Origin of the sequence: Microbispora sp. CSR-4 (assembly GCF_008033685.1) — a bacterium.
Classification (GTDB): Bacteria; Actinomycetota; Actinomycetes; order Streptosporangiales; family Streptosporangiaceae; genus Microbispora.
The window spans coordinates 1-25,889 of the sequence record NZ_VJVX01000080.1; the positions used below are offsets into that span (position 1 = coordinate 1).

Annotated in this window: 17 protein-coding genes and 1 pseudogene; 7 read left to right on the forward strand and 11 right to left on the reverse strand. The window is 72.0% G+C overall.

What is annotated here, in order from left to right; all coding sequences use genetic code 11:
• Together FLV34_RS36215 and FLV34_RS36225 are read right to left on the reverse strand one after the other, a co-directional pair.
• Positions 1 to 307 (reverse strand): annotated as a pseudogene (locus FLV34_RS36215) (hypothetical protein); the annotation flags it as partial.
• An 814-nt stretch (positions 308 to 1,121) separates the two neighbouring features.
• Positions 1,122 to 1,700 (reverse strand): TetR/AcrR family transcriptional regulator, encoded by a 579-nt coding sequence (locus FLV34_RS36225; RefSeq protein ID WP_187280822.1) that lies wholly within the window; start codon positions 1,698 to 1,700, stop codon positions 1,122 to 1,124.
• A gap of 201 nt (positions 1,701 to 1,901) precedes the next feature.
• Between FLV34_RS36225 and FLV34_RS36230 the strand changes: the two genes are divergently transcribed.
• Together FLV34_RS36230 and FLV34_RS36235 are read left to right on the forward strand one after the other, a co-directional pair.
• Positions 1,902 to 3,335, forward strand: coding sequence for an MFS transporter (locus FLV34_RS36230; protein WP_147945265.1), 1,434 nt, complete (start codon positions 1,902 to 1,904; stop codon positions 3,333 to 3,335).
• A 19-nt stretch (positions 3,336 to 3,354) separates the two neighbouring features.
• Positions 3,355 to 4,257: an oxidoreductase gene (locus tag FLV34_RS36235; RefSeq protein ID WP_147945266.1), complete on the forward strand. Its 903-nt coding sequence runs from the start codon at positions 3,355 to 3,357 to the stop codon at positions 4,255 to 4,257.
• Between the two features lie 17 nt (positions 4,258 to 4,274).
• On the opposite strand, the gene FLV34_RS36240 is transcribed toward FLV34_RS36235, so the two are convergent.
• The 7 genes from FLV34_RS36240 to FLV34_RS36270 form a co-directional block, all read right to left on the reverse strand.
• Positions 4,275 to 5,969 carry an AMP-binding protein gene (locus FLV34_RS36240; protein WP_147945267.1) on the reverse strand — a complete coding sequence of 565 codons (1,695 nt, stop codon included), beginning with the start codon at positions 5,967 to 5,969 and terminating at the stop codon, positions 4,275 to 4,277.
• Positions 5,970 to 6,027: 58 nt separating this feature from the next.
• On the reverse strand, positions 6,028 to 7,299 hold the full coding sequence (locus FLV34_RS36245) for a TIGR02679 family protein (RefSeq protein WP_147945268.1): 1,272 nt from the start codon (positions 7,297 to 7,299) through the stop codon (positions 6,028 to 6,030).
• Positions 7,296 to 11,879 (reverse strand): SbcC/MukB-like Walker B domain-containing protein, encoded by a 4,584-nt coding sequence (locus FLV34_RS36250; RefSeq protein ID WP_142648729.1) that lies wholly within the window; start codon positions 11,877 to 11,879, stop codon positions 7,296 to 7,298. The genes FLV34_RS36245 and FLV34_RS36250 overlap by 4 nt, the downstream gene beginning before the upstream one ends.
• Positions 11,876 to 13,462 (reverse strand): DUF2398 family protein, encoded by a 1,587-nt coding sequence (locus FLV34_RS36255; protein ID WP_147945269.1) that lies wholly within the window; start codon positions 13,460 to 13,462, stop codon positions 11,876 to 11,878. The genes FLV34_RS36250 and FLV34_RS36255 overlap by 4 nt, the downstream gene beginning before the upstream one ends.
• Entirely contained in the window at positions 13,459 to 15,063 is a 1,605-nt protein-coding gene (locus FLV34_RS36260; RefSeq protein WP_147945270.1) for a TIGR02677 family protein, read from the reverse strand. Before FLV34_RS36260 ends, FLV34_RS36255 begins: the two co-directional genes overlap by 4 nt.
• Before the next feature lie 432 nt (positions 15,064 to 15,495).
• The gene (locus FLV34_RS36265; protein WP_142648732.1) at positions 15,496 to 16,356 is read right to left on the reverse strand and encodes a haloalkane dehalogenase; all 861 of its coding nucleotides are present in this window, start codon (positions 16,354 to 16,356) and stop codon (positions 15,496 to 15,498) included.
• Between the two features lie 57 nt (positions 16,357 to 16,413).
• Positions 16,414 to 17,229: an SDR family oxidoreductase gene (locus FLV34_RS36270; protein WP_147945271.1), complete on the reverse strand. Its 816-nt coding sequence runs from the start codon at positions 17,227 to 17,229 to the stop codon at positions 16,414 to 16,416.
• A 529-nt stretch (positions 17,230 to 17,758) separates the two neighbouring features.
• Here FLV34_RS36270 and FLV34_RS36275 point away from each other — a divergent pair.
• Together FLV34_RS36275 and FLV34_RS36280 are read left to right on the forward strand one after the other, a co-directional pair.
• Positions 17,759 to 19,216: a family 43 glycosylhydrolase gene (locus FLV34_RS36275; RefSeq protein WP_142648734.1), complete on the forward strand. Its 1,458-nt coding sequence runs from the start codon at positions 17,759 to 17,761 to the stop codon at positions 19,214 to 19,216.
• 181 nt (positions 19,217 to 19,397) lie between these two features.
• Positions 19,398 to 21,851: an N-acetylmuramoyl-L-alanine amidase gene (locus FLV34_RS36280; RefSeq protein ID WP_222709754.1), complete on the forward strand. Its 2,454-nt coding sequence runs from the start codon at positions 19,398 to 19,400 to the stop codon at positions 21,849 to 21,851.
• A gap of 55 nt (positions 21,852 to 21,906) precedes the next feature.
• On the opposite strand, the gene FLV34_RS36285 is transcribed toward FLV34_RS36280, so the two are convergent.
• Complete coding sequence (locus FLV34_RS36285) at positions 21,907 to 22,560, reverse strand: hypothetical protein (RefSeq protein WP_147945272.1); 654 nt, start codon at positions 22,558 to 22,560, stop codon at positions 21,907 to 21,909.
• 324 nt (positions 22,561 to 22,884) lie between these two features.
• Between FLV34_RS36285 and FLV34_RS36290 the strand changes: the two genes are divergently transcribed.
• The 3 genes from FLV34_RS36290 (at position 22,885) to FLV34_RS36300 (ending at position 25,267) form a co-directional block, all read left to right on the forward strand.
• The gene (locus FLV34_RS36290; RefSeq protein ID WP_147945273.1) at positions 22,885 to 24,243 is read left to right on the forward strand and encodes a hypothetical protein; all 1,359 of its coding nucleotides are present in this window, start codon (positions 22,885 to 22,887) and stop codon (positions 24,241 to 24,243) included.
• 117 nt (positions 24,244 to 24,360) lie between these two features.
• Positions 24,361 to 24,927, forward strand: coding sequence for a hypothetical protein (locus tag FLV34_RS36295; RefSeq protein ID WP_147945274.1), 567 nt, complete (start codon positions 24,361 to 24,363; stop codon positions 24,925 to 24,927).
• 112 nt (positions 24,928 to 25,039) lie between these two features.
• Entirely contained in the window at positions 25,040 to 25,267 is a 228-nt protein-coding gene (locus tag FLV34_RS36300) for a hypothetical protein (protein WP_142617569.1), read from the forward strand.
• 190 nt (positions 25,268 to 25,457) lie between these two features.
• On the opposite strand, the gene FLV34_RS36305 is transcribed toward FLV34_RS36300, so the two are convergent.
• Positions 25,458 to 25,889: glycoside hydrolase family 11 protein (locus tag FLV34_RS36305; protein ID WP_147945275.1), on the reverse strand; the 432-nt coding region annotated here is incomplete at its 5' end.

Here is a 25,889-nt window from a genome sequence, read left to right on the forward strand (position 1 = left end):
AGTTGCCCTGCTGGGCCGCCAGCAACGCCTTGTTCGTCAGGTCGGTGGTGTCGTAGCCGGTCCGCTTGATGGTCACCCCGGCCTGGGTCCCGCACTGCGAGAGCAGCTTCACCCAGTCGGAGGAGTCGTCGAACTGCGGGTAGGGGTCCCAGATCGTGTAGGTCCCGCCACCGGCGGCCTGGCTCGCACCCGCCGAAGATGCGCCGGTGCCGTCGGGCTGTGACGAACAGGCGGCCAGCCCGGTGGCGGCCGCGAGGACCACCGCACCCATCCCGGCCGCACGCCGGCCGCTCGACCCTGGTCTCATGACGTGACCTCCTAGCGTTACGCGCCTGTTCCCGATCGGAGTCGAATCGGTTCGGCGAATCGGTTCGCCGACGATAGGCCCGCCCCGGTGCACCCGTCAATGGGGTACGCGGCCTGATTTCCGGGACGCCCGCCTGGAGGGAGCGCGCCGACATGATGACGACGATGTGCCGGAGAGGTTTCCGGTGCTTGACCGTTCGCGGCAGCGCCCTTATCGTCCGGTCGAATCGGTACGCGAATCGATTCGACGCTTCCTGATCCCCGACCTCACTCACCGGGCAGGGGGCCGTCGCGGGTGAGCGCGGCCGGCCGGCGGACAGATCGGCGGACGACTCGGCGCCCCTGCCCGAATGGGACAGCGCATGGCCGTACCCTTGCCCGGGCGAGCACGCAGGCGCACGCCTCGCCCCCTTTCTCGCCCCGTCCGCGTGACGGCCGCGCTCCTCCTCGCCGCCGTGCCGGCGCACGCCCTTCCGGCGGACGGCGCCGCCGAACCGGCACTCGTCCTCCACTACGACTTCGACGGCGACCTGTCGAGCGGCGTCGTCGAGGACCGCTCCCCTCCGGCCTGGACGGGACCCTGTCCAATCCGGGCTCCGCCACGACCGCCGTGGGTCCCGACGGCACGCAGGCCCTGTCACTCCCCGGCGGGCCGACCGACTGAACGACCGCCCCTTCGTGACGATCCCGAACGGCCCGGCATCATCAGATGCGCTGAAGGTGGTCAAGCCGCTCGCCGGCAGCACCGGCGGCGACGTGTACATCTACATGACCGACATCTACCGGAGTTTCCCCTACGAGTGGCCCGGCATGGTTCAGGCCGGGCGGGCCCGTACGCCGTCGAGGGCCATGCCCAGCACCCGCTCGCGCTGATCCTCGTCGACGAACCCGGCTCCGGTGATGCCGGAGACCATCCGCAGGACGTCGTCGAAGGTCACGTCGCCGCGGATCACCCCGGCCTCCCTCGCCCGGTCGAACAGCGGCTGCCCCGCCTCGTACATCGCGACGCGGCTCGACCGCATCATCTCCGAGTCGCGGTTGAGCGCCTCGTAGATGGCCCGTTTGGTGGCCGCGTAGTCCACGAACCGGCGCAGCCAGGCGGCCAGCGCCTCCCACGGCGGCAGGTCGGCGACCTGCCGCGCGGCGTCGCACAGCTCGTCGATCTCGTCCAGGTAGACGCTGTCGAACAGGTCCTGCCGCGTGGGGAAGTTGCGGTAGAGCGTGCCGATGCCGACGCCGGCGCGCCGGGCGATGTCCTCCAGCGACGCATCCGTGCCGCGCTCGGCGAACGCCTCCCGTGCGGCGGCGAGCAGCGCGTCGAAGTTGCGCCGCGCGTCGGCGCGCTGGGGACGCCGCACCCTCGTCCGGGGGCCTTCGGCCGCCTTCTCGTTCACCGGTCTCCTCCCGAGGTTGAACCGGAGGGTTACCTCCGCTAATGTGGAGGCACGCCTCGACTTTAGCAGGCGGGCATTCGCGTTCGCGTCCCCCTGTGTCAACGCCCCCTGATCGTTCGCTTTGTCATGCGCCGTCCCCTCAACCGGGGCGTCGTCACCGGCGCGCCTCGTCGTGCCGGTTCCTCCTGTCGAAGGATCTCGATGTCACGCACCACCTCGCCGCAACGGCTGACCTTCCTCGCATTGGCAGCCGCCGTGGCCTCGTTCTCCCTGCTGCAGTCCCTGGTCAGCCCCGTGCTGTCCACCATCCAGCACGACCTCCACACCAGCCAGAGCGCGGTGACCTGGGTGCTCACCGCCTGGCTGCTGTCCGCGTCCGTCGCCACGCCGCTGCTGGGCCGCATCGCCGACATGATCGGCAAGGACCGCACGCTGCTCGTCGGGCTGGCCGCCATCGCGCTCGGCTGCGTCGTCGCCACCGTCGCCCCCAACGTCGGCGTGCTGATCATCGCCCGGATCATCCAGGGCCTCGGCGGGGCCGTGTTCCCCGTGTCGTTCGGGATCGTGCGCGACGAGTTCCCCGCCACCCGGGTGCCCTCGATCGTCGGCATCCTGTCGGCCGTCATCGCGGTCGGCGGCGGCGTCGGCATCGTGCTCGCCGGCCCGATCGTGGACGTCGCCGGCTGGCGCTGGCTGTTCTGGATCCCGGCGATCATCGTGGTCGCCACCGCGTTCCTGGCGTACCGCAACGTGCCCCGGTCGCCGGTGCGCACGCCCGGCCGGGTCAACTGGGCGGCCGCGGCGCTGCTGTCCGGATGGCTGGTGGCGCTGCTGGTCCCGCTGAGCGAAGGGTCCGCCTGGGGCTGGGGTTCGGCCGCCGTCGTCGTGCCGCTCGCGGGCGCCGTGGTGCTGTTCGCCGCGTGGATCACGGTCGAGCTGCGCTCCCGCGACCCGCTGATCGACATGCGCATGATGCGGCTCCCGGCCGTGTGGACGACCAACCTGGTGGCCCTGCTGTTCGGTGCCGGGATGTTCGCCTCGTACGCGTTCCTGCCGCAGTTCATGCAGATTCCGGTGGGCGTCACCGGCTACGGATTCGGATCGAGCGTGACCGAGGCCGGGCTGCTGATGCTGCCCATGCTCGTCACGATGGCCGTCGCCGGCACCGTGAGCGGCCCGCTCTCCCGCATCACCGGGGTCAAGGCCCAGCTCGTGTGGGGATGCGCGCTCGGCGCGCTGTCGAGCGGCGGCATCGCCCTCTGGCACGACCGGCCCTGGCAGCTCGCCGTCGCGACCGCCGTCTTCGGTCTCGGTCTCGGCCTGGCCTACGCCTCGATGACCAACCTGATCGTGCAGAGCGTGCCGGCCGGCCAGACCGCCGTCGCCGGCGGGATGAACACCAACATCCGCACCATCGGCGGCTCCATCGGCACCGCCGCGATCAGTGCCCTCGTCACCGGCCACCTGCGCCCCGACGGCCTGCCGTACGAGTCGGGCTTCACCACCGCCTTCCTGGTGATGGCCCTGACCCTGGCGGCCACCGTCGCCGTTGCGCTGCTGGTGCCCGGGGCGCGCCGCCGTACGGCGCTCGCCGCCGAGGCGGCCGAGCGGGTCCCGGCGGGCGCGGCGCGCTGAAGATCAAAAGGAGATCATCATGCAGAGGACATGGCTCGTCACCGGCGCCTCCCGGGGCCTGGGACACGCGCTCGCTCACGAGGTGCTCGAACGCGGCGACCGCCTCGTGGCCACCGCCCGGCGGCCGGAACGGCTGGACGACCTCGTCCGTGCCCACGGCGACCGGGTGCGCGCCGTCGCGCTCGACGTCACCGACGCCGCCGCGGCGCAGCGGGCCGTACGGCTGGCCGTCGAGGAGTTCGGCTCGCTGGACGTGCTGGTGAACAACGCGGGGTACGCGAACTCCTCGCCCATCGAGGAGACCTCCGACGAGGACTTCCGGGCGCAGTTCGAGACCAACCTGTTCGGCGTCGTCACCATGACCAGGGCCGCGCTGCCGGTGATGCGCGCGCAGCGGTCAGGTCACATCCTGCAGATCGGCTCGGTGGGCGGCCGGGTCGGGGGCACGCCGGGGCTCGGCGCCTACCAGTCGGCCAAGTTCGCGGTCGAGGGGTTCTCCGAGGTGCTGAACAGCGAGGTCCGCCCGCTGGGGATCACCGTGGTCATCGTCGAGCCCGGCGGGTTCCGTACGGACTGGGGCGGCTCGTCGATGCGCATCCCGCCGGTGGGACCCGACTACGAGCAGACCGTCGGCCGGGTCAACGCCTTCCGGCGCGAGGTGGACGGCGCCCAGCCGGGCGATCCCCGGCGGGCGGCCAGGGTGATCGCCGGGCTGGTCGACGTGGGCGAGCCGCCGCTGCGGCTGCTGCTCGGCTCCGACGCGCTGCGCCTGGCCGAGCAGGCGTCCCGCGCCCGCGCGGCCCAGGCGGAGCGCTGGGCCGCCGTCAGCCGTTCGACCGACTTCGACGGCGTCGTGGGGCTGACCGAGGAGCCGGTCGCCCGCCTGCTCGGGCACGGGTCATCGGCACCCGGGGGACGCTGACGCCTCCTCCGGCAGGGTCAGGACCGCAGCTCGGGGAACTGGTCGTCCCGCCACTCCCCGGACAGCTCGGTGCCGGCCTGCGCGGCGTCGCTCTCCCTGGCCCGCAGCTCGACCCTGCGGATCTTCCCCGAGATGGTCTTGGGCAGCTCGGCGAACTCCAGCCGGCGCACCCGCTGATAGGGCGCGAGCCTCTCACGGGCGTGCCGCAGGATGGCCGCGGCGGTCTCCCGGTTCGGCTCCCAGCCCGCGGCCGGCACCACGTACGCCTTGGGCACGGCGAGCCGGATCGGGTCGGGGGCGGGCACGACCGCCGCCTCCGCGACGGCGGGGTGCTCGATGAGCACGCTCTCCAGCTCGAACGGCGAGATCTTGTAGTCGGACGCCTTGAACACGTCGTCGGTGCGTCCCACGAAGGTGATCGAGCCGTCCGCGTCCCGGACCGCGACGTCGCCGGTGTGGTAGAGGCCCCCGGACATGGCCCCTTCCTCACCGTCCAGATAGCCGGTCATCAGGTTGACCGGGCGGGCGGCCAGATCGAGGCAGATCTCGCCCTCGTCCGCCGGCCGGCCGGTCACCGGATCGACCACGACGACCGGGACACCGGGCAGGGGCCGGCCCATCGAGCCGGCCTTCACGGGGACGCCGGGCGTGTTGGCGATCAGCGCCGTCGTCTCGGTCTGGCCGTACCCGTCGCGGACCGTCAGCCCCCACGCCCGCTCCACCTGGGCGATGACCTCCGGGTTCAGCGGCTCGCCCGCGGCGACCGCCTCCCGCAGGCTGCCCGGGCCGTCGCCGAGGTCGGCCTGGATGAGCATCCGCCAGACCGTGGGCGGCGCGCAGAACGTGGTGACCCCGGCCCGGCGGATCTGCCCGAGCAGGGCGGCGGCGTCGAAGCGGGAGTAGTTGTGCACGAACACCGTCGCCTCGGCGTTCCACGGCGCGAAGAAGCAGCTCCAGGCGTGCTTGGCCCAGCCGGGCGAGCTGATGTTGAGGTGCACGTCGCCCGGCCGCACCCCGACGAAGTACATCGTCGTCAGGTGGCCGACCGGGTAGGACACCTGCGTGTGCCGCACGAGCTTGGGCCTGCTCGTCGTCCCCGAGGTGAAGTAGAGCAGCAGCGGATCGCCGGGCGAGGTCCGGGCCTCGAACGGCTCCGGCTCGGGCGTCGCGTAGGCGTCGCCATAGCGGAGCCACCCGGCCGCCTCGCCCACGCAGACGCGGCCGAACTCTCCCGGCACGCCGTCGAACTTGTGCGTGTCGGCCGCGTTGGCGATGACGTGCCGGACCCGCCCCCGCACCACGCGGTCGGCGAGGTCGGCCGTGCCCAGGGCGGTGGTCGCCGGCATGATCACCGCGCCGAGCTTCATCACCGCCAGCATCGACTCCCACAGCTCGACCTGGTTGCCGAGCATCAGCAGCACGTGGTCGCCCGCGCCCACGCCCTGAGCGGCCAGCCACGCCGCCACCTGATCGGAGCGGCGGGCCATCTCGTCGAAGGAGTAGCGCCGCTCGGAGCCGTCCTCCTCCACGATCCACAGCGCCGTCCGCGGGTTTCCCCGGGCGATCGCGTCGAACCAGTCCGTGGCCCAGTTGAACCTGTCGCCGAAGACGGGCCAGGCGAACTCGCGTGCCGCCCGCTCGGGGTCCTCCCTCAAGGAGAGCAGCAGGTCACGGGCTTCCCGGAAGACATGGGTGCTGGTCGTCTCGCTCACGGTGACTCCTTCGTCGCGCAGGCCACGGAGGTCAACGTACGACCGTGCCTCGCGCGTGTCACCCCCCAAGATCCGCCAGCAGGGGCTCGGCGACGGCCTCCTCGTAGACCGCGATCCCCTTCTCGCGCATAGAGTCCCCGAGGGCGGGATCCCAGGGTGCCGGCACCGGCCGCCCGGTGAGCCGCAGGTGCTCGTCACCTTCGAGGAGATCGCCGAGGTTCGCGAGACCCGCGAGGTAATCTGCGGCGGTCATGCGCCAGGGTTCCGCGCCGTAGCGCCGCGCCACGGCACCGGCCATGTCCACTCCCGGCCAGTCGAAGTCGCCGTGGTAGCGCAGCCGGGCCCCGCCGTGTACGGCTGTCCCCGCCAGCCGGTGGAAGGCCGTCGAGGGGCGTCCCTCGGTGCAGACGAGGGGCGGGCAGTCCGGCCCCAGCTCGGCGGCCGCGCGCCGCAGCACGGCCGGGTTCTCGCACACGTGCACCACCGGGGCGCGCAGGGTGATGGCGAAGGTGCCGAGCTGGTGGAGCGTGACCTGGAACGGCGTGCCGAAGCGGGCGGCGGCGGTCAGCCACTCCCCCAGCCCCTCCCCCCCCGCCGGCAGGTTCAGGACGAGGATCCGGCTGGCGAGGTCGTCGACGACCACCTCGTAGCGGTCCCACAGCTCCCGGCGTTCCTCCGCCGTGCCCGGGGCCGGAACGCCCGCGCGTATCGCCAGGGCCCGCAGCACCAGGGTGGACAGGCCGGCCGGATGGTCGAGGGTCTTGGGATGACCAGTGATCTTGGCGGCCAGCCCGGCGAGGGTGATCTCCGCGTCGTCCTCGGGTCGGGTCGTGAGGAACTCCAGGACACGGGCGGCCCTGGCGAGCGTCCCGGCCGTGCGCGGGCGGCCGGCGAGCCGGCTCGCGGTGCCGTCGCGGCTCACCGCGTCGAGCCACTCGCGGTACCACTCCGCGCTCTCGTACAGCAGGCTCTCCATCGCGGGCCGCACGGCCTCGTCGCGGGCGGCCCGGGCGAGGGCCGCCTCTCGGGGGCGGTTCCGCAGCGGCGGGCCGAGCGTCTCCAGCAGGTCGACCAGGCCAAGGCCACCGGTCCCGGCGCGTACGACGGCGTCGAGCTCGCGCAGGGTGACGCCGATGCGCTTGACGCCGGGTTCGCTGTAGCGGCCGGTGATGCCGATGAGCGCCTTGCGCTCCGCCTCGTCGGGATCGCCGACGCCTATCGAGCCCTCCAGGGTGCCGCCGTTGCCTTCCAGGCGGCGCCGCGCGGCCTGGAGCAGGCGGCGATACTCCGGCCCCCGGTAGCGCTCCACCGCTTTCGCGGCCATGGTCATACGCCGGCCTCCACCTCGTCGGGTTCGTCGTCGCCGTCGGCGGCGAGGAGGGTGCCCTCGGTCAGGGCGGGGGCACGGCGGCTCGGCCGGAAGCCGAGCAGCGTCTCGGCCAACTCCTCGTTGCCGGAGAACCCGGCGTCGGCGTCGATGGTCTGGGCGCCGTCCCAGAGCATCAGCATCGCCGACACCGCGTGCGCGCTCTTGTCGTGGTGCATGTCGTAGTGCGCGGCCATCGGCACGGTGTCGAAGTGGATCCACAGGTCGTGGCCGGTCATGAACAGATCGAGGCCGAACTTCACGGTCAGGCCCAGCAGCTCGGGCTTGTAGCGGTCGTCGATGCCGGCGAACGCCTCGTCCAGCGCGATCATGCGCGGGCACGTGGGCTTGGCGGACGAATAAAGGGCGTTGGCCGCGGCGAACAACGGGAGGTGGATGGCCGCCGACTTCTCGCCTCCGGACATCTCCTCGTGCTTGGCCCGGGTGAGCTTGACCTCCTTCTCCCCCGGCACGGCCAGCACCAGCTCGAAGCCGTACCAGGTGCGGTAGTCGAGCACCTCGGCCAGCGCCTGCCTGTAGGTGGCACGCGGGTGGGCGGCCCGGTAGTCGCGGATCATCTCCCGCAGCAGGCCGCGCAGCTCGGCCAGCCCGGCCGCGCCGAGCCCCTGCGCGTCCCTGTCGAGAAGCCGCGACACCGCGACCTGCCGGTCGTTCAGCCGGTCGGAACGGCCCCATCGGATGCCGATCCTGGTGCCGGACGACATGGGCCGTGACCGGGTGTCCTCGTTCATCCCGCGCACCAGGTCGCGCGCGGTGCGGACCCGGTCGTGCACCTGCTGGGCGAGCGCGGTCAGCAGCTCGTCCTCCAGCACGGTCCGCTCCCGCTCCTCCAGCAGCATTCCCTGCTCCTGGACGCGGTCGGCGACGCGCCGGGCGAACGCGGCGACCGGGTTGCGGCCGCCCTCGTCGCTGACGTAGACCATGACGACCCCGGTCGGGTCGTGCTCCAGGCGGTAGTCCTCGGCACAGCCGTCGAGTGCGTCCTGGAACGTCCGCAGCGAGCCCGACAGCCGGCTCGCGGTGTTCTTGAGCGCGCTCTCCCCGGGCACGCGGATGTCGGCCATCTCCGCGGCGAAGGCGTCGAGCAGCGCGGCCACGTCTCCCGGCAGCACCCGGCCCACCAGGGCGGCGGGATCCGGCGGCAGGCCGCCCCCTGCTCCGTCTCCTCGGGCTCCTGCTCCGGCCCCTTCCGCAGCGCCCTCCCCGTCTCCCTCCCCCGCGCTCTTTCCGGCGGCGGAGCGGGCGGACAGCTCGGCGGCCACCGACGCGGCCGCCTCCGCCGGTTCCGGCCAGCCGACGTGGACGGGCCACGGCGCGGTGGCGGTGACGCCGAGCAGCGGGCGCAGCTCCGGATGCGCGTACGGCCCGAACGCCGCGACGTGCTCGAAGAGGTGGCCGAGCGCCTGGCCGAGGGACGCCTGCCCGTGTTTGAGGTCGTTCTGCGCGACGATCAGCGCCTCGTTCTCCCGCGTGGCGGTGGCGGCGTGCTCCCCGCAGCGCTTGCGAACCTCGGCGAGGCGGCGCTCGGTCTCGTCGATCTGGGCGAGCACCTCGCGCAGCGGCGCGTCGAGTGCCTCCTCGCCCGCCCTGAGCTCCTCGGCGTCGGCCCGGTGCTCCCGCTCCTTCTCCTCCAGGGCGCGGGAGTCGGCGTCGTGCCGCTCGCGCTGCCGGGCGATGGCCGCCTGCCGCGACGCGAGGTCCCGCTCCTCGGACGCGGCCCGCTCGCGGCCGTCGTGCAGCCGCTGCGCCGTCGTGAGGAACTCGTCCACGGCCCGCGCGACCGCGTCGACCTCCTGTTCCGCGACGGGCATGCTCCGTTCCGCCGCGACCTGCCGCAGCCGCCTGCGTGCCGCGTCGACCTGCGCCACCGCCGCGTCGAGATCGCGGCGGCGGTCCGCGAGCACCGACCGCGCCTGGGCCAGCAGCGCGGACTCGCGGGAGACGCGGGTGACCGCCGCGACGACCTCCGTGACGGACGGCAGCTCCCGCCGGGCCCGGGCGAAGTCCGCCAGGCGGCGGTTCGCGCGGGCCAGGTCGCGCTCGGCGTCCTCGTGCGCCCGGATCGTCTCGCCGATCGTCTCGTCATACTCGGCGAGCCTGGCCGCACGGCGGTTCGCCCGGTTGGTGGCGCCGATGTATTCGGGTGACGACTTGGGCCGGGCGCCGAGGAGGAGCCCGAGGCCGAACTGGGCCCGGATGGTCACCGTCGGCACCGGTCCGCCCCGTCGTTCTCCCTGCCGTTCTCCCTGCCGTTCTCCCTGGCGATCCGCCTGCCGATCCCCGGGCCGATCCCCCGGCCGATCACTGTGGGGTGTGATCGCGTCGGCGACCACGACCGACCTCAGCACGTCCGCGACGACCGCCGCCGGCACGAGGTCCTGCTCCTCCGGCACGAGGACGTCGGCGAGCGTACGGCCGGACGGGCGGCTCTCCTCGGGAAGCGGGAGCAGGTAGCCGTCGGATTCCAGGACCGCGACGGCGTCGAAGGTGTGCCGCGCCTCCGGGTGCACCCAGGCGGTCAGCAGCCCCGCGCCGTACAGTGCGCCTTCGAGGCCGGCCGCCTCCTTCTCGTCGAGGCCGTCGGCGAACCGGACGAGCCGCCACAGCGGCGCCCCCGGCCGCCCGTCCCGGTCCGCCGTTCTGCGGTCGTCGTGCGGCGGCGCCTCGTCGCGTTCGGCCGCGATCTCCTCGCGTTCACGACGCAGGCGGACGAGGTCGGCGGCGAGGTCGCGCACCCGGGCGGACAGGCGTTCGGCGGACCTGGCCGCCTCCGTCCGCCGTTCCTCGGTCCGCACGCTGTAGACCTCGGCCAGGGACGGCGCCCCGGCGTCTCCGGCCTGGGCGAGGGCCTCCGCCAGCGCCGCCACGTCGGCGGGGCCGGCCACCGCCTCGTCTCCCGGAAACTCGCTGCGCGGGGACTCGTTGCCCGAATCACTTCCCGGAGACCCGCTACGCGCGGACTCATTGCCCGGGTCACTTCCCGGGCCCTCATCTCGGGGGGCCTCATCTTCCGGAGCCTCTGCCGGGCGGGCCCAGCGAGCGGCCCAGGCGTCGAGCGCCTCCCGCGCCCGGTCGCGTGCCGTCACCAGCGCGGCATCGGCGGCCTCGCACCGCGATTCCCGTTCCTCGACGTCCTTGTCCGCCTTGTCCCTGTCGGCCTCCGCTCGCAGGCGGTCCCGCTCCGCGCCCGACACCCTGGCGATCTCGTCGCGGACCTTCGCGACGTCGTCCTTGCGGGCGGTGGCGCGTGCCCGCGCCGTCGTGAGCAGGTCCGCGCCCGTGTCGGCCGGGCCGTCCCCGTCGTGGGCGATCCCGGCCCGCTCCGCCGCGTCGGCGAGATCGGTGGCGTGCCGGACGATCGCCGCCCGCGCGCCCTCCAGCCGCTCCGCGAGCTCGCCCGCCTCCCCTTCGAGTGCGGCCAGGTGATCGGCGCCGTCCGCCAGCCGGGCGCGCTCGCGCTCGATCTCCTCGCCGGTCTTGACGATCTGGCGGCGGCGCAGCTCCAGCTCGCTCCGCGCACGGTAGGCGTCGTCCGCACGCAACGCGGCGAGGCGGCGCTCCAGCCCTTCGCGTTCGGCCTCGGCCGCGGAGGCCGCCGCCGCGGCGGCCTGGCGTGCGGCCGCCGCCCTCGTGCGTGCCTCCTCGGCGCGCACGAGCGTGCGGGCGTGCTCCACCGCGCCGTCCATCTCGGTCTGGATGCGGGCGAGCCGAGCCTTCGCATGAGTGCGCAGGTAGGCCACGTAGTCGGTCAGGAACGCGCGTACGGCCGCGTCGGCGACCGCGAAGTCGTCGAACTGCTTCTGGACCGCCGCGAGGTTCTCGAAGTCGCGGGCCGCCTGGTCGACGAGCTCCTCGTCGACGGGGCTGAGGCCCGAGGTGAGCGTGCCCGAGACCTTGTCGGGGTCGAGGTCCTTGGCCAGCAGCGGGCGGCGCAGCGCCAGCAGCAGGTCGAGGAGCTGCGTGTAGCGCTCCCTGCCCAGCCCGAACAGCCGGGCGTCCACCGCGTCCCGATACTGGGTGGCGGTCTCGCAGTGGGCGTCCGGGCCGAGGACGGCCTTGAGCTGCCGCTCGGTGAGGGGCCGGGAGTCGGGCGCGAGCAGCCCGAAGTCGACACCGAGGCGCTTGTCGGTGACGAAGAACGAGGTCCGCACCCCATCCCTGTGCCGGTGCGCGCGGATGCCGATGATGAGCGTGACGGTCTCGTCGGTCGCGTCGGGCTCCGCCCCGATCTCGCGCCGGGCGAACTCCATCCAGACGTAGCCGTACTCGGCTTCCTGGCCCCGGTAGAGCAGGTTGGACTTCATCGTGCGGTTCTCGCCGCTGAACGGGTCGAGCCGCCGTGCGTCCGCCACGCCGTCGAGGATGAACGGGAAGAGCACCTCCAGCGCCTTTGTCTTGCCCGAGCCGTTGTGCCCGCGCAGCACCAGACGCCCGTCGGCGAAGGCGAACTCCTCGTCCACGTAGTCCCAGACGTTGATCACACCGGCCCTGCTGGGCTGGAACCGGTCGCTCGGCGGCGTCATCGCCCCTCCTCCTGCGTGAACGAAACCTCCTGGCCGGCCGCACCCTGCCTCCCGGACGGACCCTGCCCCCCGACCCCACCCTGCGCCTCGGACGAACCCTGCGCCCCGGACGGACCCTGCTGCGCGGACGATCCCCGCTGCGCCGTGGTGTCCGGCTGCGCTGGGATGTCCGGCTGCGCTGGGATGTCCGGCTGCGGTGAAGTGTCCTGCCGGGCAACCGGCTCGGGCAGCGCCACCAGCGCCAGCTGACCGCCCGATGTACGGGTGGGCAGGGCGGCCCGGATGTTGCGGTATCGCAGCGCGGCGGGCAGGACGAGCACGCCGCCCGGCACCGGCCTGAGCAGCAACAGGTCCGCGAGGAACCCGATGACGGCGTCGAGCAGTCCACGGGGATCCTGCTGCCAGGCGGAGGTGAACGAGGCCGCCCCGAACTCGTCGTACAGCTCGGTCGTCATCGTCTCCAGGCGGCTGCGCGACACGAACGGCGCCTCGGCGGGCACGGGCCGGTCGTCGGGCGACGACGGCTCGGCCTCGGACGGAGACCAGGCCAGCTCGGCGACGACTCCGTCGCGGGGCAGTCCCGCGTCCATCCGCGCCACGAGATCGGCCTGGTCGTCGGCGAGCGCGGGAACGGGCAGCGGCTCCGGCACGTGCTCGGGGTCCTCCAGCAGGTCGGCGATCTTCGCCAGCAGCAGCCCCGCCGCCCGGCTCACCGCGTTGCCCCGGCCAGGGAACGGCCGGTCGGTGAAGACGCCGCCCGGGTCGGCGAGCATGACGCCCTCCGCGCGCCGCTCCAGGACCAGGCCGGTGAACCGTACGAGGTCCTCGGCGAGGCCGGGGGCGCGCAGCGCGTCGGCCACATCGGGCTCGACGTCCGCGTAGTAGACCACGGGAAACTCGACGAGCAGCCGCCGCGCCCTGCGGGCCGGGTTCGTGTGCGGCGGCTCGTGCACCAGACCGGCCGCACTGGTGAGGTGCTGGACCGGCCGGGCCGGCTTGAACAGCACCGCGCAGATGTCGTGGTCGATGTCGTAGAGCGCGTCGCCTCGCTCGGTGTCGCGCGCCCACCACTCCAGGCTGCCGTCGGACAGCCGGAGCGCGCCGCGGTCCACCAGCCAGCCCAGCACGTCGACGACGGCGGCCTTGTGCGACCCGATCGCGGGGTCGAAGCCGAGGCCGTCGATGGAGTTGGCCAGCGGCGTGAAGACCCGCACCAGGTCGGCCAGGCTGATCTCGATCCGGGAGCGCTGGAACGACCCGAGCACCAGGCACAGGTACGCCAGCCGGCGGCGGTCGAACGGCTTGCCCTTGCGGGAGAAGATCGAGCGCTGCGTCTCGTCCAGGACGTCGAGATGGCGGACCAGCCGCACGTGGTGGGTCGTGGCGATCAGCGTGTAGCCGAGCAGCTCGCGGAAGTCGCGCGTCATCTCGTCGGCCCAGCGCAGCACCTGGTCGAGCACACCGGGACGCGGCCGGTCCTTGGTGATCAGGTCGCAGGTCAGCACGCGGCGGACCGCCTGCTGGTAGGAGCCGAGGTCGGCGACGGAGACGCCGGCCGCGACCCGGGTTCGAGGCGTCGTCACCGGGCACCCCCTGCTTCCAAAGCTCGTGCTTCCAAGCCCTCCGCCCTCGAACCCGCTGCTTCCGAACCGGCCATTCCCGAGCCCGCCACGGGCGTCCGCCCGGCCAGCTCGACCCGGAACCCGGGCAGGTGGAGGAGCCCCTGCGTGGTGCGTACGGTGCTTCCGGTGTCGCACGGCACGAGCCGCACCATCACGGCGTCGTTGGCGCCTGACCCTCTCCTCAGGCGGCCTGCGACGACCGTGCGGCCCTCCAACGCCCGCGTCATCAGTTTCAGCAGCACCCGGGTCTCGGACTCGTCGAGCACCCTGCCGTGCGCGCCCAGCTCGGTCAGGTGACCGGCGGCCTCGCGCTCGGCCGCGCGTTCCGCGGCCTGCTCGCGCCGCAGCGCCGCCCGCGCGCCGGGGTTGCCGCGCACCGGCGTGGGCACGCCCGGCGTGGGCGCCTTGCCGCTGCGGAAGAGCGTGACCGACACCTCCACCCCGGGCGCGTCCCACCAGGTGGCCCGGGGCGAGATCTGTTCGGTGTCCTCGTGGGCCGTGCCCAGGTGCCGCGCGCTGCGCAGGTTGAACGCCGCGCCCATGAGCGCGTGGGCGGCGCCCTCGTCCGGGGCGTTCCAGACCCACTCGGCCAGGTGCCGCAGCTGGGTGGCCCGGTTGACGCCGCCGCGCTGCGCCTCCGAGATCTGCCGCAGCAGCGCGATCACCCCGGACACCGCGATGCGCGTCGCGTTGCGCAGCTCCGCCGCACGCGACTCCTCCGGCCCCTCCGGGGCGAACCACGCCCGCAGGACCGACCAGCGGCGGCGCCAGTCCTCCAGCCGTTCGTGGCGGTCCATGAAGGGCCGCTCGTCGGCGGCCGCCGCCCGGTCGAGCAGCGAGGCCAGGCCGCTCGCCTCGACGTCGCGTACGGCGGTGGCCAGGCGGGGCAGATAGCGGTCGAGCTCCGCCATGAACTCGGACATGTGCGTCAGCAGGGCGTTCTTGTAGCGCAGGAACGTCTCTGGGGAGGCGTCGGTGGAACGGATGATCTCGCCCAGCGTCACGTGGAAGTGCGCCGAGCGGCGCCCCATGTCCTCCATCACCGAGTCGAGCCGCGACAGCCGCCGGTAGACCTGCTCGCCCTCCCCCGCGCGGTTGGCCGCCGCGAGGGCCTTGAGGTCCTCCAGGATGTCGGAGAAGACCAGCCGCGACAGGTTGGCGTCCTGGATGCGGGCCGCGAGCAGCCCCTCGACCGAGGTGTACGCCCAGTAGCCGAGCTCGCTGAACTGGTAGACCGACTGCCTGTTGCGATAGCGGACGAGGTTGCCGGCCCGGGACGCGTCGTCGAACCGGTGCAGCACCCCGTCCGCGTGCAGGGCGTCGAGCCGGTCGCGCAGGTTGCCGTCGAACGTGGGGACCTCGTCGTGGAGCCGGGCCAGCTCGCTCAGGGCCGCCTGCACCTGCCCGGCGTCCACCTGCACCTGGTGGACCTCGCGCAGCCGGTCCATGGCCCGTAGGACCCAGAGATAGGCCACATGGTCGTCGCGCCTGGTGAAGTTGAACAGCCTGAACCGATCGCTGATCGCCAGCGAGTCGAGGTCCAACGCCCTGCGGTCCGCCATCCGGTCCCCCCGATCCGTGTCACCAAGCCGCGTCACCGAGCCGCGTCACCGAGCCGGGTCACCGCTCCGTGTCGCACCCACCCGATCGCGGAGTCCCGCCCACCAGGAGAGACGGGCGGGGCTCCGCGTGCCGAGAAGACCGTATTGGAGGGCACCGACAGTTGCGACTCGCGCGCGGCGGAGGACCCGCGGGGCTCAGCCGACGGAGAGGGGGCGACCGCCGGTCCGGAAGTCCATGCCGCCGCTCGACGACGTGACCGGCGTAGCCGGACCGGACGTCGCCGAGCGTCACGCGCCGGACCACCTGCCGGACCACCTGTTCGTCCCGAGCCGGTTCAGGACCGCCCTGACGTCCCCGGCACGCCGCGAAAACGCCTGGTCAAGGCTGCCCTGTCCCGAACCGCCCGGGAAGCCTCCACGCCGGCGAGGGGGTCACCGGAGCCCGTGCGCCTCGGCCCAGTCCGCGACGGCCGTGGCGATCAGCTCCGGGTGGTCTTCCGGGGTGTGGTGCCCGGCGACCTCGTCGAACCGCCGGATCTCCAGGCCGGCGAAGGTGGCCGCACACCAATCGATCATGTCCTGGTGCACCATCGTGCCGGGTCCGGGCGCGAAGGCGAGCAGCAGCTTCGGCACCTGCGGGCTGGCGGCCAGCCACGCGTCGTACGCCTCCACGCGTGCCACCACGTCGGCGGGCTCACCGCCCAGCGGCATCGAGCGCGCCCACCGCAGCAGCGGCAGGCGGCTCTCCCGCGTCGGGTACGGCTTGCGATAGACGGCCAGGTCACCGGGGTCCATGGGAACCGCGACGGTGCCCGGCAGCCCCTGTTCGATGAAGGCGTCGTCGTCCAGGATCATCTTCTCCCCGACACCCTCGGTCTTGATCGCCGCGAACAGCTCCCGGCCTCCTTCGGGGAACTCCTCCCAGGTCATCGGCTTGACGATGGTCTCGGTGACGGCGATGCCCCGCACCCGGTCCGGGTGGCGGGCGGCCCAGTCGAAGGCCAGCGCGCCGCCCCAGTCATGGCCGACGAGGACGACGTCGTCCAGGCCGAGCGCGTCGAACCAGGCGTCCAGATAACGGGCGTGGTCCGCGAAGGTGTACGCGATGCCGGGCTTGCCGGACTCACCCATGCCGATCAGGTCGGGGGCCAGCCGGCGGCCTCCGCCGATCGCGGGGATGACGTGCCGCCACAGGTGGGACGACGTGGGGTTGCCGTGCAGGAAGACCATCGGCGCCCCGGTGCCGGTGTCGTGGTAGTGGATGGCGGAGTCGAGAACGTGCTGAAGCGGCACGACGGGTCCTTTCGAGGGTGAGCAGCGCTGTTCGTTTCCGATCGGGCTGGGCCGGGCTCATCGGAAGGCGGCGGCGTTGCGGCCGGCCCAGTCGGCGAAGGACCGGGGAGCACGGCCGAGGACGCGCTCGACGTCCGGGCTCACCCGCCGCTCCGCGTCCACCGGCTCCCCCAGGATGGCGAGCGTCCCTTCGACCACCTGCTCGGGCATGAACCCCAGCATCTGCGCCCGCGCCTCCTCCCTGGTCTGCTCGGCGAACCGCACCGGCGCGCCGATCGCGGCGCCGATCGCCGCCGCGCGTTCCCGCGGCGTGGTCGGCGCGGGGCCGGTCAGCTCGTAGACGCGGCCGGCGTGCCCGTCCTCGCGCAGGACGGTCGCGGCGACCTCGGCGATGTCGGCCGGGTCGATGGTCGGCAGGCCGACGTCGCCGAACGGGGCGGCGGCCGTACGGCTCGCGCGGATGGGCTCCGCCCAGGCGTAGGCGTTGGAGTGGAAGCCGCCGGGCCGCAGGATCGTCCACTCCAGACCGGACCGGCGCACCGCGTCCTCGAACGCGACGGGGTGGCGGTAGAACTCCGGCCTGGTGCCCGCTCCCTGCGAGGACAGCAGGACGACACGCCTCACGCCGCCCGCCCGGGCCGCGTCGAGGATCGCCTGCGGGTCCTGACCGGCCACCAGCAGGAACAGCGCGTCGGCGCTGTCGAAGGCGTCCTTGAGCCCGGCGGGATCGTCGAGGTCGCCCCGCACGTGCCGTACGCCCTCGGGCAGGTCGGCGGTGCGCCGGGAGACGGCGGTCACCCGCTCACCCGCGGCGGCGAGCAGGGCGACGACCTGGCCGCCGACGTTTCCGGTGGCACCCGTGACCACGATCATGATTGCTCCTCAGCAAGTTAGTTAGTTGACCGACTGAGAAGAACCGTAGCGACCGACGGAGCTCCTGTCGAGTCCAAGTGAGCCGACCGACTCAGAAGCCGGAGAGCGGCTCCGGTCCGGCCGTGCCCGGCATCTCGTTTCCCATGAGCACGGACATAAATGGCGATCAAGCCGGCTGAAACTTACACCGCCCTTGGTCGCGGACAATGCCTCGCCTCACCGTGGAACCACGGCGGCCGGTCCGGGCCGGGAAATCCGGAAAGACGGACGGCACCGGCCCCGCGACAGGAGTTTCCGGCGCGTTCTCAGCGGTCGCGCGCATTCGACCGGGCAGGCGCCGCATGGTCCGGCCTCGGATGACGGACCTTGACGACCCGGGAGCCGCCGCTGACACTGGGCGGCGACCTCCCGGAAACACCCTTGCAAAAAGGAGCGCCGGACGACCCGGATTGTTAGCGCTCACATAATTGCGTTCTCCTATTCATGTCCATTCACCCACCGCACCGCGTTCCGACGAGAGGCACGCCCCATGGACACCTCCGTACGCTCTCCCGCGTGGCCGCGCCGCGTCCTCGCGCTGGCGATCCTGGCGCTGCTCGCGATCTGTCCATCACTGGTGGCCGCCGGCCCCGCGCACGCGGCGTCCATCGACACGAGCGCGTCGTACGTGCTGGTCAACCGCAACAGCGGGAAGGCGCTGGACGTCTACAACAAAGCGACGAACGACGGCGCGCCCCTGGTGCAGTGGGCCCGCAACGACGGCGCCAACCAGCAGTGGCAGTTCGTCGACTCCGGCGGCGGCTACTACCGGCTCATGTCCCGCCACAGCGGCAAGGTCGTCGACATCTCCGGCCGCTCCACCGCCGACGGCGCCGACGTGATCCAATACACCGACAAGAACGGCACCAACCAGCAGTTCCGGGTCGTCGACACCGACAGCGGCTACGTCAAGCTGATCAACCGCAACAGCGGCAAGGCCCTCGAAGTGTGGGAGTGGTCCACCGCGGACGGCGGCCGCATCTCGCAGTACACCGACCTCAACGGCGCCAACCAGCAGTGGCAGCTCGTCAGGCTCGGCGGATCAGGCACGCCGACGCCGCCCGTCTCCTACCCCGACCCGGGCTACGTCACCGGTGACGTCAACACGCACGACCCCGAGGTGACCAAGAAGCCGGACGGCACCTACCTGCTCGCCTACACCGGCAACGGCATCCGGCTCAAGACCTCGACCGACCGCACCAACTGGCGCGACGCGGGCGCGGCGTTCCCCGGCGGGGCCTCCTGGGCGCACGCCTACACCAACGGCGGCAACGACCTGTGGGCGCCGGACATCACCTACGTCAACGGCCGCTACTACATGTACTACGCGGCCTCGACGTTCGGCTCCAACCACTCGGGCATCTTCCTGGCCACCAGCACGACCGGCGCTTCGGGGTCGTGGACCAACCAGGGCCTGGTCATCGAGTCGAACACCTCCGACGACTGGAACGCCATCGACCCCAACCTCGTCATCGACGACCAGGGCCGCTGGTGGCTCGACTTCGGCTCGTTCTGGTCGGGCATCAAGATGGTCCAGCTCGATCCGGCCACCGGCAAGCGGCTGGACGGCACGATCCGCAGCATCTCGGGCCGCAACGGCGGCGCGATCGAGGCGCCGTTCATCTACCGGCACGGCGGCTACTACTACCAGTTCGTCTCCTTCGACCTGTGCTGCAGGGGCGCGTCCAGCACCTACCGCATCATGGTGGGCCGCTCCACCTCGATCACCGGCCCGTACGTCGACAGGAACGGGACGGCGATGACGTCGGGGGGCGGCACGCAGGTGCTGGCCGGGCACGGGAGCATCCACGGCCCCGGCCACCAGGCCGTGCTCGCCGACAACGACGGAGACATCCTCTTCTACCACTGGTACGCCGACGACGGCTCCTCCCGCCTGGGCATCAACAAGCTCGGCTGGGACAGCGCCGGCTGGCCCTACGTCTACTGACCACGGTGAGAACGCGAAGACGTGATCGACAGGCGAGGATTTTCATCTGACTCATCCTGTCTGGCGAAAAGTTACGATCTCGACGAGATTTGCGTGGCGCTCTGGCGTACGGCGGCGCGCAGAGGTGTGATTGCCCCTGCCTGATCACCCCCACAGGCATCCGAGAAGGGGTCGCACAACGTTGAGAACTCCACATCGAGGCGTCGCCGTCGCGGTAGCCGCGGCGGCGGCGCTGTTCCCCGCCGCGCCGTCCGCCCTGGCCTCCACCGCCGCGGCCGGGCCGCGGGTCTCCTGCACGACGACGCTGTCGGCGCCGACACGCGACGCCGCCTTCGGCGAGGCGGCCAAGGCGACGGGCGCGCCGGAGCCGCTGCTGAAGGCCGTGGCCTACATGCTGTCCCGCTGGGACGACCACCAGGGCAAGCCGAGCTCCGACGGCGGCTACGGCGTGTTCGACCTCGGCGACCGGGCGCCCGAGGCGTGGGACGGCGCGGACAGGGGACGCGCGTCCGCGGCCACGAGCCAGATCGCGGCGGCGTCCGAGCTGACCGGGCTGACGGCCGACGCGCTGCGCCGCGACCCGAACGCCAACATCTGCGGCGGGGCCGCGCTGCTGGCGTCCTACCACGACGGCGGCGACGGCCTGAATTCCTGGCGGGACGCGGTGGCGCGGTTCGGCGCGAAGAACGACTTCGTCCGGCAGGTCTACCAGACCCTGCGCAACGGCCAGAGCCGCGTCACCGCCGACGGGCAGCGGGTCACCCTCGCCGCCGACGAGTCGGTCGCCCTGCCCGCCGCGAAGCTCGCCGCCGACGCCGGGGTCGACTGCCCGGCCGGCCTCGACTGCGAGTGGCTGGAGGCGCCGTACGCCAAGGGCTCCCCCACCCTGCCGGACGGCACGACCGACTATGGCAACCACGACCTCGCCGACCGCACCGGGCCGGGCGGGCCGGAGATCGACTACATCGTCATCCACGACACCGAGGGCTATTTCGACCCCTCCGTACGGCTGGCGCAGGACCCGACGTACCTCGCCTGGAACTACACGATCCGGTCCTCCGACGGCCACATCGCCCAGCACCTCGACGCCAAGGACGTCGGCTGGCACGCCGGCAACTGGTATGTGAACATGCACTCCATCGGCATCGAGCACGAGGGCTTCGCCGGGACCGCCGCGTGGTTCACCGAGTCGATGTACCAGACCTCGGCCGCGCTGGTGAAGCACCTCGCGCAGAAGTACGGCGTCCCGCTCGACCGGGCGCACGTCATCGGTCACGACCAGGTGCCCGGCACCGTCCTCGGCGCCACCAAGAGCATGCACTGGGACCCGGGGCCCTACTGGGACTGGGACCACTACTTCGACCTGCTGGGCGCCCCGATCGGCGGCGACCGGAAGACCACCGCCGACGTCGCCCCGGGCGACGTGGTGGAGGTCCGCACCGGCTATCAGGACAACCCCCAGCCGGTGACCGGCTGCGCCGCCGCCTCCCCGCCCTCCCCCGACTGCGTCCAGGGAGCGGGCACCAACTTCCTGCCCCTCTACCAGTCGCCCTCCGAGACCGCGCCCCTCGCCGCCGACCCCGGCTGGAAGCCCGGCTCCACCGCGGGCACGACGTACGCGAGCGACATCAGCGCCCGCGTCGTCTCCGGCCACAAGTTCGTCGTCGCCCAGGTGCAGGGCGACTGGCTCGGCGTGTGGTGGGCCGGCTCCCTCGCCTGGCTGCACAACCCCGCCGACCGCCCCGTCGTGGTCCGTACGCAGGCCAAGACGGTGACGGTGAAGTCGGCGACAACCCCCGCCGACGTCTACGGACGGGCCTATCCCGAGGCGTCCGCCTACACCGGCACCGGCATCCCGGTGCAGGCGCTGTCGCCGCTGGAGTACAAGATCCCGGCCGGACAGACGTACGCCGTGAGCGACGACGATGTGGTCACCGACTACTACCGGGCGACCACGTTCGACGGGTCGGGCCCCGGCGACCGCACCGACCTCAAGGGCCAGGACCGGTACTACCAGCTCTGGTACGCCCACCGGCAGGTCTTCGTCCGTACGGCCGAGGTGGACCTGCACGACGCCCAGCCGTCGCCGGTCTCCAGCACCGCGCCGCCCGTGATCAGCGGGGCCGTCAAGGTCGGGGGTGAGCTCACCGCCTCCCCCGGCACCTGGTCGCGGCAGGTGGCGGGCTTCACCTACCAGTGGTATGTGAACGGCGCGGCGGTCCCCGGGGCCACCGGGCCGACGTACCGTCCCGGTGTCCGGGACCTCGGCAGGAAGGTGCTCGTCGAGGTGACCGTCGACGACCCGTACTTCACCGCCGTGTCGGCACGCTCGGCGGCGACCGCGCCGGTGGCGCCCGGGACGTTCACCTCGGCCGAGCCGCCCACCGTGAGCGGAACGCCGAAGATCGGCCGCACGCTCACGGCGTCCCCCGGCACCTGGACGCCCTCGCCCGACAAGGTCGCCTACCAGTGGCTGCGCGACGGTGTCCCGGTCAAGGGCGCCACGGACCGCACCTATCACCTCAAGGGCCACGACCGCGACGCCCGCATCGCCGTACGGGTGACCGTGTCGGCGAAGGCCTACGCGAAGGCCACCGCCACCTCGGCGGCGACCCGGCCGGTGACCGCCCACTGAAAGCACGGCGGGGCCGGGGAGGCTCTCCTCCCCGGCCCCGCCGTCAGGCGTGCCGTCAGGGGTGGCGCGGGTAGGCCTTGACGAGCTTCGCGGCGGCCTTACGCGCCAGCGTCATGGTGTCCTTCCAGTGGTTCGCGCCGACGCTGATCCCCTGGACGACGGCGACCGCCGATCGGTGCCGGATCACCACGTAGTCGAAGTGGTACAGCTTGGTGCCCTGCCCTTCGTATACCGGGTTCGAGTCCTGGACCTCGAAGGCGTAGGCCTCCTGGCCCAGTTTGCCCGGCGCACGCTTGACGATCTTCACCATGTTACGCCGGTCGCCCGCGCCGTCGCAGGCCGTGGCGACCCGCTGGGCGGCGGAGGTCATCTTCTTGAGCGTGGCGGCGTCGCCCGTGTAAAGGCGCTCCCCTCCGGAGATCCGCCACAGGACGAGGGCGCTCTGCGCCGGCCGGTCGAACACCGCGTCGAACGCCCGCGCGGCGGTCAGGCAGCGGGCGTCGTCCACCTCAAGCCCGGTCAGGTCGAGCCGCTTGAGATCCATGGGCACCGTGCCCCCTGCCCTGCCGAGGTCCTTCGTCGTGACCAGCAGCTTCTTGAGTTGCGTACGGCTGAGCGGCTGGTCGGACGCCGCCGAGGCCGGGACCACGCCGGCGAGCGAGGCGGCGAGCGTCAGTGCGGTCACGGCGATCCGGGCCGGGTTGTTCATGCGGACGTCCTTTGCCGGTCGGGGGGAAACCTTGATCACATACTGACACCGACCGGCCGCGACCCGGGGGTATCGGGCCATTTTCTGGCGAAAAGTGGCATGCGAATGTCGCAAACACGGGGATCGCCCTTCATGAAACCCCGTGGCCTTTCCGCTCGGATAGAGGCGGGTGTCCTCCCACAGAATTTCCTCCTGTGCATCGGCCTTCGTCCACGGGCCGCAGCGCAAGGGCCACTGAGCTTTCTCATGGGATTTCCCGGCATACTGTGACGCGCAGCGCATTGCGAGGAACCGCTTTCCCTGCTCGCACTTCAGGAGCCGACGATGGACGACGAGATTGAGCTGATCAGCGACGGCGATGGCCTGGCGGTCATCGGGAATCCGGCGGCCGTGGACCGTTTCCTCATGTCCGAGGGACTGCCGTCGAAGGATCTCGGACTGAAACGGCTCAGATCCGCTCTCGGCGCCGGGGCCGAAGCCGTACAGGTGGGGTCCGATATAGCCGCCAAGGCGGGCCGTTGGGTGAAGCTGACCGAGAAGTCCGCCCAGGCGATGAAAAAGTACACCCTGATGAAGGGGTCGAAAGGGGACGTCAGCCGAGCCGTGCTGACGGAGAACGGAAAGATCAAGGGTCTCATGGAGATCGTGAAGCCCGGATCGTTCCTGACCAACCCGGCGGTCCTGGCCGGTGCCGCGGGGCTCATGGCGCAGCTCGCGATGCAGCAGACCATGGAGGAGATCACCGACTATCTCGCCGCCATCGACGAGAAGGTCGACGACGTGCTCCGCGCGCAGAAGGACGCCGTGGTCGCGGACATGATCGGAGTGGACCTCCTGATCGAGGAGGCCATGACCATCCGGGAGCAGGTGGGCCGGGTCTCCGAGGTCACGTGGTCGAAGATGCAGGCCACGCCGGTGACGATCGCACGGACCCAGGCGTACGCGTTGCGTCAGCTCGACGCTATCGCCGAGAAGATGGACGACAAGGCCAAGATCGGCGACCTCGCCAAGACGGCCAAGGAGGCCGAGGTCAAGGTCCAGGAGTGGCTGGCCGTTCTGGCCCGCTGCTTCCAGTTGCAGGACGCGATCGCCGTGCTCGAACTCGACCGGGTGCTGGAGGCGTCTCCGGAGGAGCTGGACGAGCATCGCCTCGCGCTTCGAGCCGCACGGCAGAACCGCCTGGAGCTCATCTCCCGGTGCACCGAGCACCTGCTGGCCCGTATGCAGGCGGCCGCCGCCGCGGCCAACGCGAAGGTGCTGCTGCACCCGACCACGGTCCCGGCCCTGGTGCAGTCGAGCAACCACGTCTCGACCGCCGTCGTCGACTTCCACGGACGGCTCGGGATCGAGCGCGATCGGCAGTCGATGGACGCTAGGCGATGGGCGGACGCGGCCGCGGAGGTGCGCGACAAGGTGCTCGAGACGGGAGCGGAGGTGCGCGACAAGGTGCTCGAGACGGGAGCGGAGGTGCGCGACAAGGTGCTCGAGACGGGAGCGGAGGGCCTCGACGTCGCCGTGCAGCTCGGCACGGAGACGTTCGGCCGGGCCAGATCCGTGATGGGCAGGCTCTCCAGCGAGATCGCCGAGCGGGCGCTCCGCCAGTTCGGGGACGCGTTCGGGGACGCGACAGGCGCACCGAAGCGGCCCGACGGGCCCGGCCCGGCGGAGAAAGCGACACCATGATCGTGTGGCCGGGACCCACATGGGTGGAGAGAGCTTCCACCGGAGGGTAGGAAACCACCTCAGCCGACGTCAGCGACGTTTGGCGTGCGCATGACTACTCCATGTAACCTCCTGGCCATGACGACGATCAATCGGGGGACGCTCCTGGAGCTGGTCCGCAACCGCCCCCTGCTCGCGGCGGAGCTCCTCGGGGACGCCTTCGCCACCGGCGACGAGGAGCCTGCCGGCGGAAAGGCGCTTCTGTGGCGGTTTCCCCGTCAGGACCACATGAGCCACGACCACGTGGGCCCCGACCACATGAGCCACGACCACGTGGGCCCCGACCACATGAGCGAGGACGGGCCCGTCCTCGCCGCTCGTTATCGCGAGATCGTGGCCGATGCGCGCAGGGCCCGCGCACATCGGGCGGAAGCCGTGCTGGCGGGGCTGATCGCGTTCCTGCGCGCCCGCGTCCGTGAGGATCTGGACCAGGCGCGCAGGACCGCGGACGCCGGGGAGCCCGGCTCGCACAAACTGGAGCGGGACCTGGCCGCGAAGCGGAGCCGTCTGGATTACCTGGAATCCGTGCTCGTCAAGGAGCTCTACCTGGCGATCGAGGAACATGCCCAGGCGGAGCATCTGCTGAGGCTTGAGGCGTCCGCGTACAACTGGCACGCCGATTATCAGGAAGCCTGGCGGCCCTGACCGGCGGCCGGCCCCCGTCCCGCCCGCCGCTCGGGGGTAGCGCGGAAAGGCGGCGGCCCCAAGACCGGGGGTTGGTTGTGACCAGTTCCGCGAGCAGCACATACTTGACGAGATGAAGCCAGCCAGCGGCGCGTCCCGCCGTCACCTGCCCACCAGTCCCTTCAAGCCCCCGCCCCCCGCTCCGCCTGTCGAGCAGTTCAGTGTGAACGACCAGGTCAGCCATGATTCGTACGGTCTCGGCGTGGTCGTGGAAGTCGAGGAGGGGGTGGCTGTGGTCGTCGATTTCCGATCGCAGCAGGAAAGAATCCTGACCCCGTACAAGAAGCTCCACAAACTCTGAGACAGGTGCGCCGCGGGCGAGGCGCGTCGCGCGAGCACGGCTCGCCGCGGCACGCCGCCGGACGCCCACGCGGCCGTCCCCGGCCTGCTGGAGTACGCGCCCCAGCGCCCCGCAGCCGAGCGCCGGAAGCACAGTGGCGCGGCGGCCGTCGGCCGCCGCGCCATGAGGTGCGGAAGGTGCGGGTGCGGGATCAGCCCGCGCTACAGGAGACCGTCGGCCATGTCCAGTTGCCGTTGTGCTGGATGGTCACGCCGAAGTTGTTGCCGTTGCCGTTCGGCTTGGCGATCATCACCTGCGAGCTGGGCCAGTTGGCGTTGGTGTTCCAGGTGGCGATGATCTTCGCCGGGTTCGGGACGTTCATCGTCACGGTCCAGTTGTTCGAACCGCTGACCGAGACGTTGAGGTTGTAGCGGTCGCTCCACGACTGGCCGGCGGACAGCGTCGCGGTGCAGCCACCGCCGCCACCGCCGCCACCGCCACCGCCGCCGCCGCCACCGCCGCCGCCACCGGAGGTCTCGCCGAGGGTGATGTTGGAGTTGCCGCTGCTCTGGTAGCCCTCGGTGGCGAGGATCTGGTAGTCGTGGCTGCCGAGCGACATGCCGGCGCGGGCCCAGGCGTCGAA

Coding starts and splice junctions, on each gene's coding strand:
- FLV34_RS36260 (WP_147945270.1), bottom strand. CDS start 15,063: ATGGCGGACCGCAGGGCGTTGGACCTCGACTCGCTGGCGATCAGCGAT.
- FLV34_RS36295 (WP_147945274.1), top strand. CDS start 24,361: ATGACGACGATCAATCGGGGGACGCTCCTGGAGCTGGTCCGCAACCGC.
- FLV34_RS36290 (WP_147945273.1), top strand. CDS start 22,885: ATGGACGACGAGATTGAGCTGATCAGCGACGGCGATGGCCTGGCGGTC.
- FLV34_RS36300 (WP_142617569.1), top strand. CDS start 25,040: ATGAAGCCAGCCAGCGGCGCGTCCCGCCGTCACCTGCCCACCAGTCCC.
- FLV34_RS36235 (WP_147945266.1), top strand. CDS start 3,355: ATGCAGAGGACATGGCTCGTCACCGGCGCCTCCCGGGGCCTGGGACAC.
- FLV34_RS36230 (WP_147945265.1), top strand. CDS start 1,902: ATGTCACGCACCACCTCGCCGCAACGGCTGACCTTCCTCGCATTGGCA.
- FLV34_RS36250 (WP_142648729.1), bottom strand. CDS start 11,879: ATGACGCCGCCGAGCGACCGGTTCCAGCCCAGCAGGGCCGGTGTGATC.
- FLV34_RS36275 (WP_142648734.1), top strand. CDS start 17,759: ATGGACACCTCCGTACGCTCTCCCGCGTGGCCGCGCCGCGTCCTCGCG.
- FLV34_RS36270 (WP_147945271.1), bottom strand. CDS start 17,229: ATGATCGTGGTCACGGGTGCCACCGGAAACGTCGGCGGCCAGGTCGTC.
- FLV34_RS36245 (WP_147945268.1), bottom strand. CDS start 7,299: ATGACCATGGCCGCGAAAGCGGTGGAGCGCTACCGGGGGCCGGAGTAT.
- FLV34_RS36285 (WP_147945272.1), bottom strand. CDS start 22,560: ATGAACAACCCGGCCCGGATCGCCGTGACCGCACTGACGCTCGCCGCC.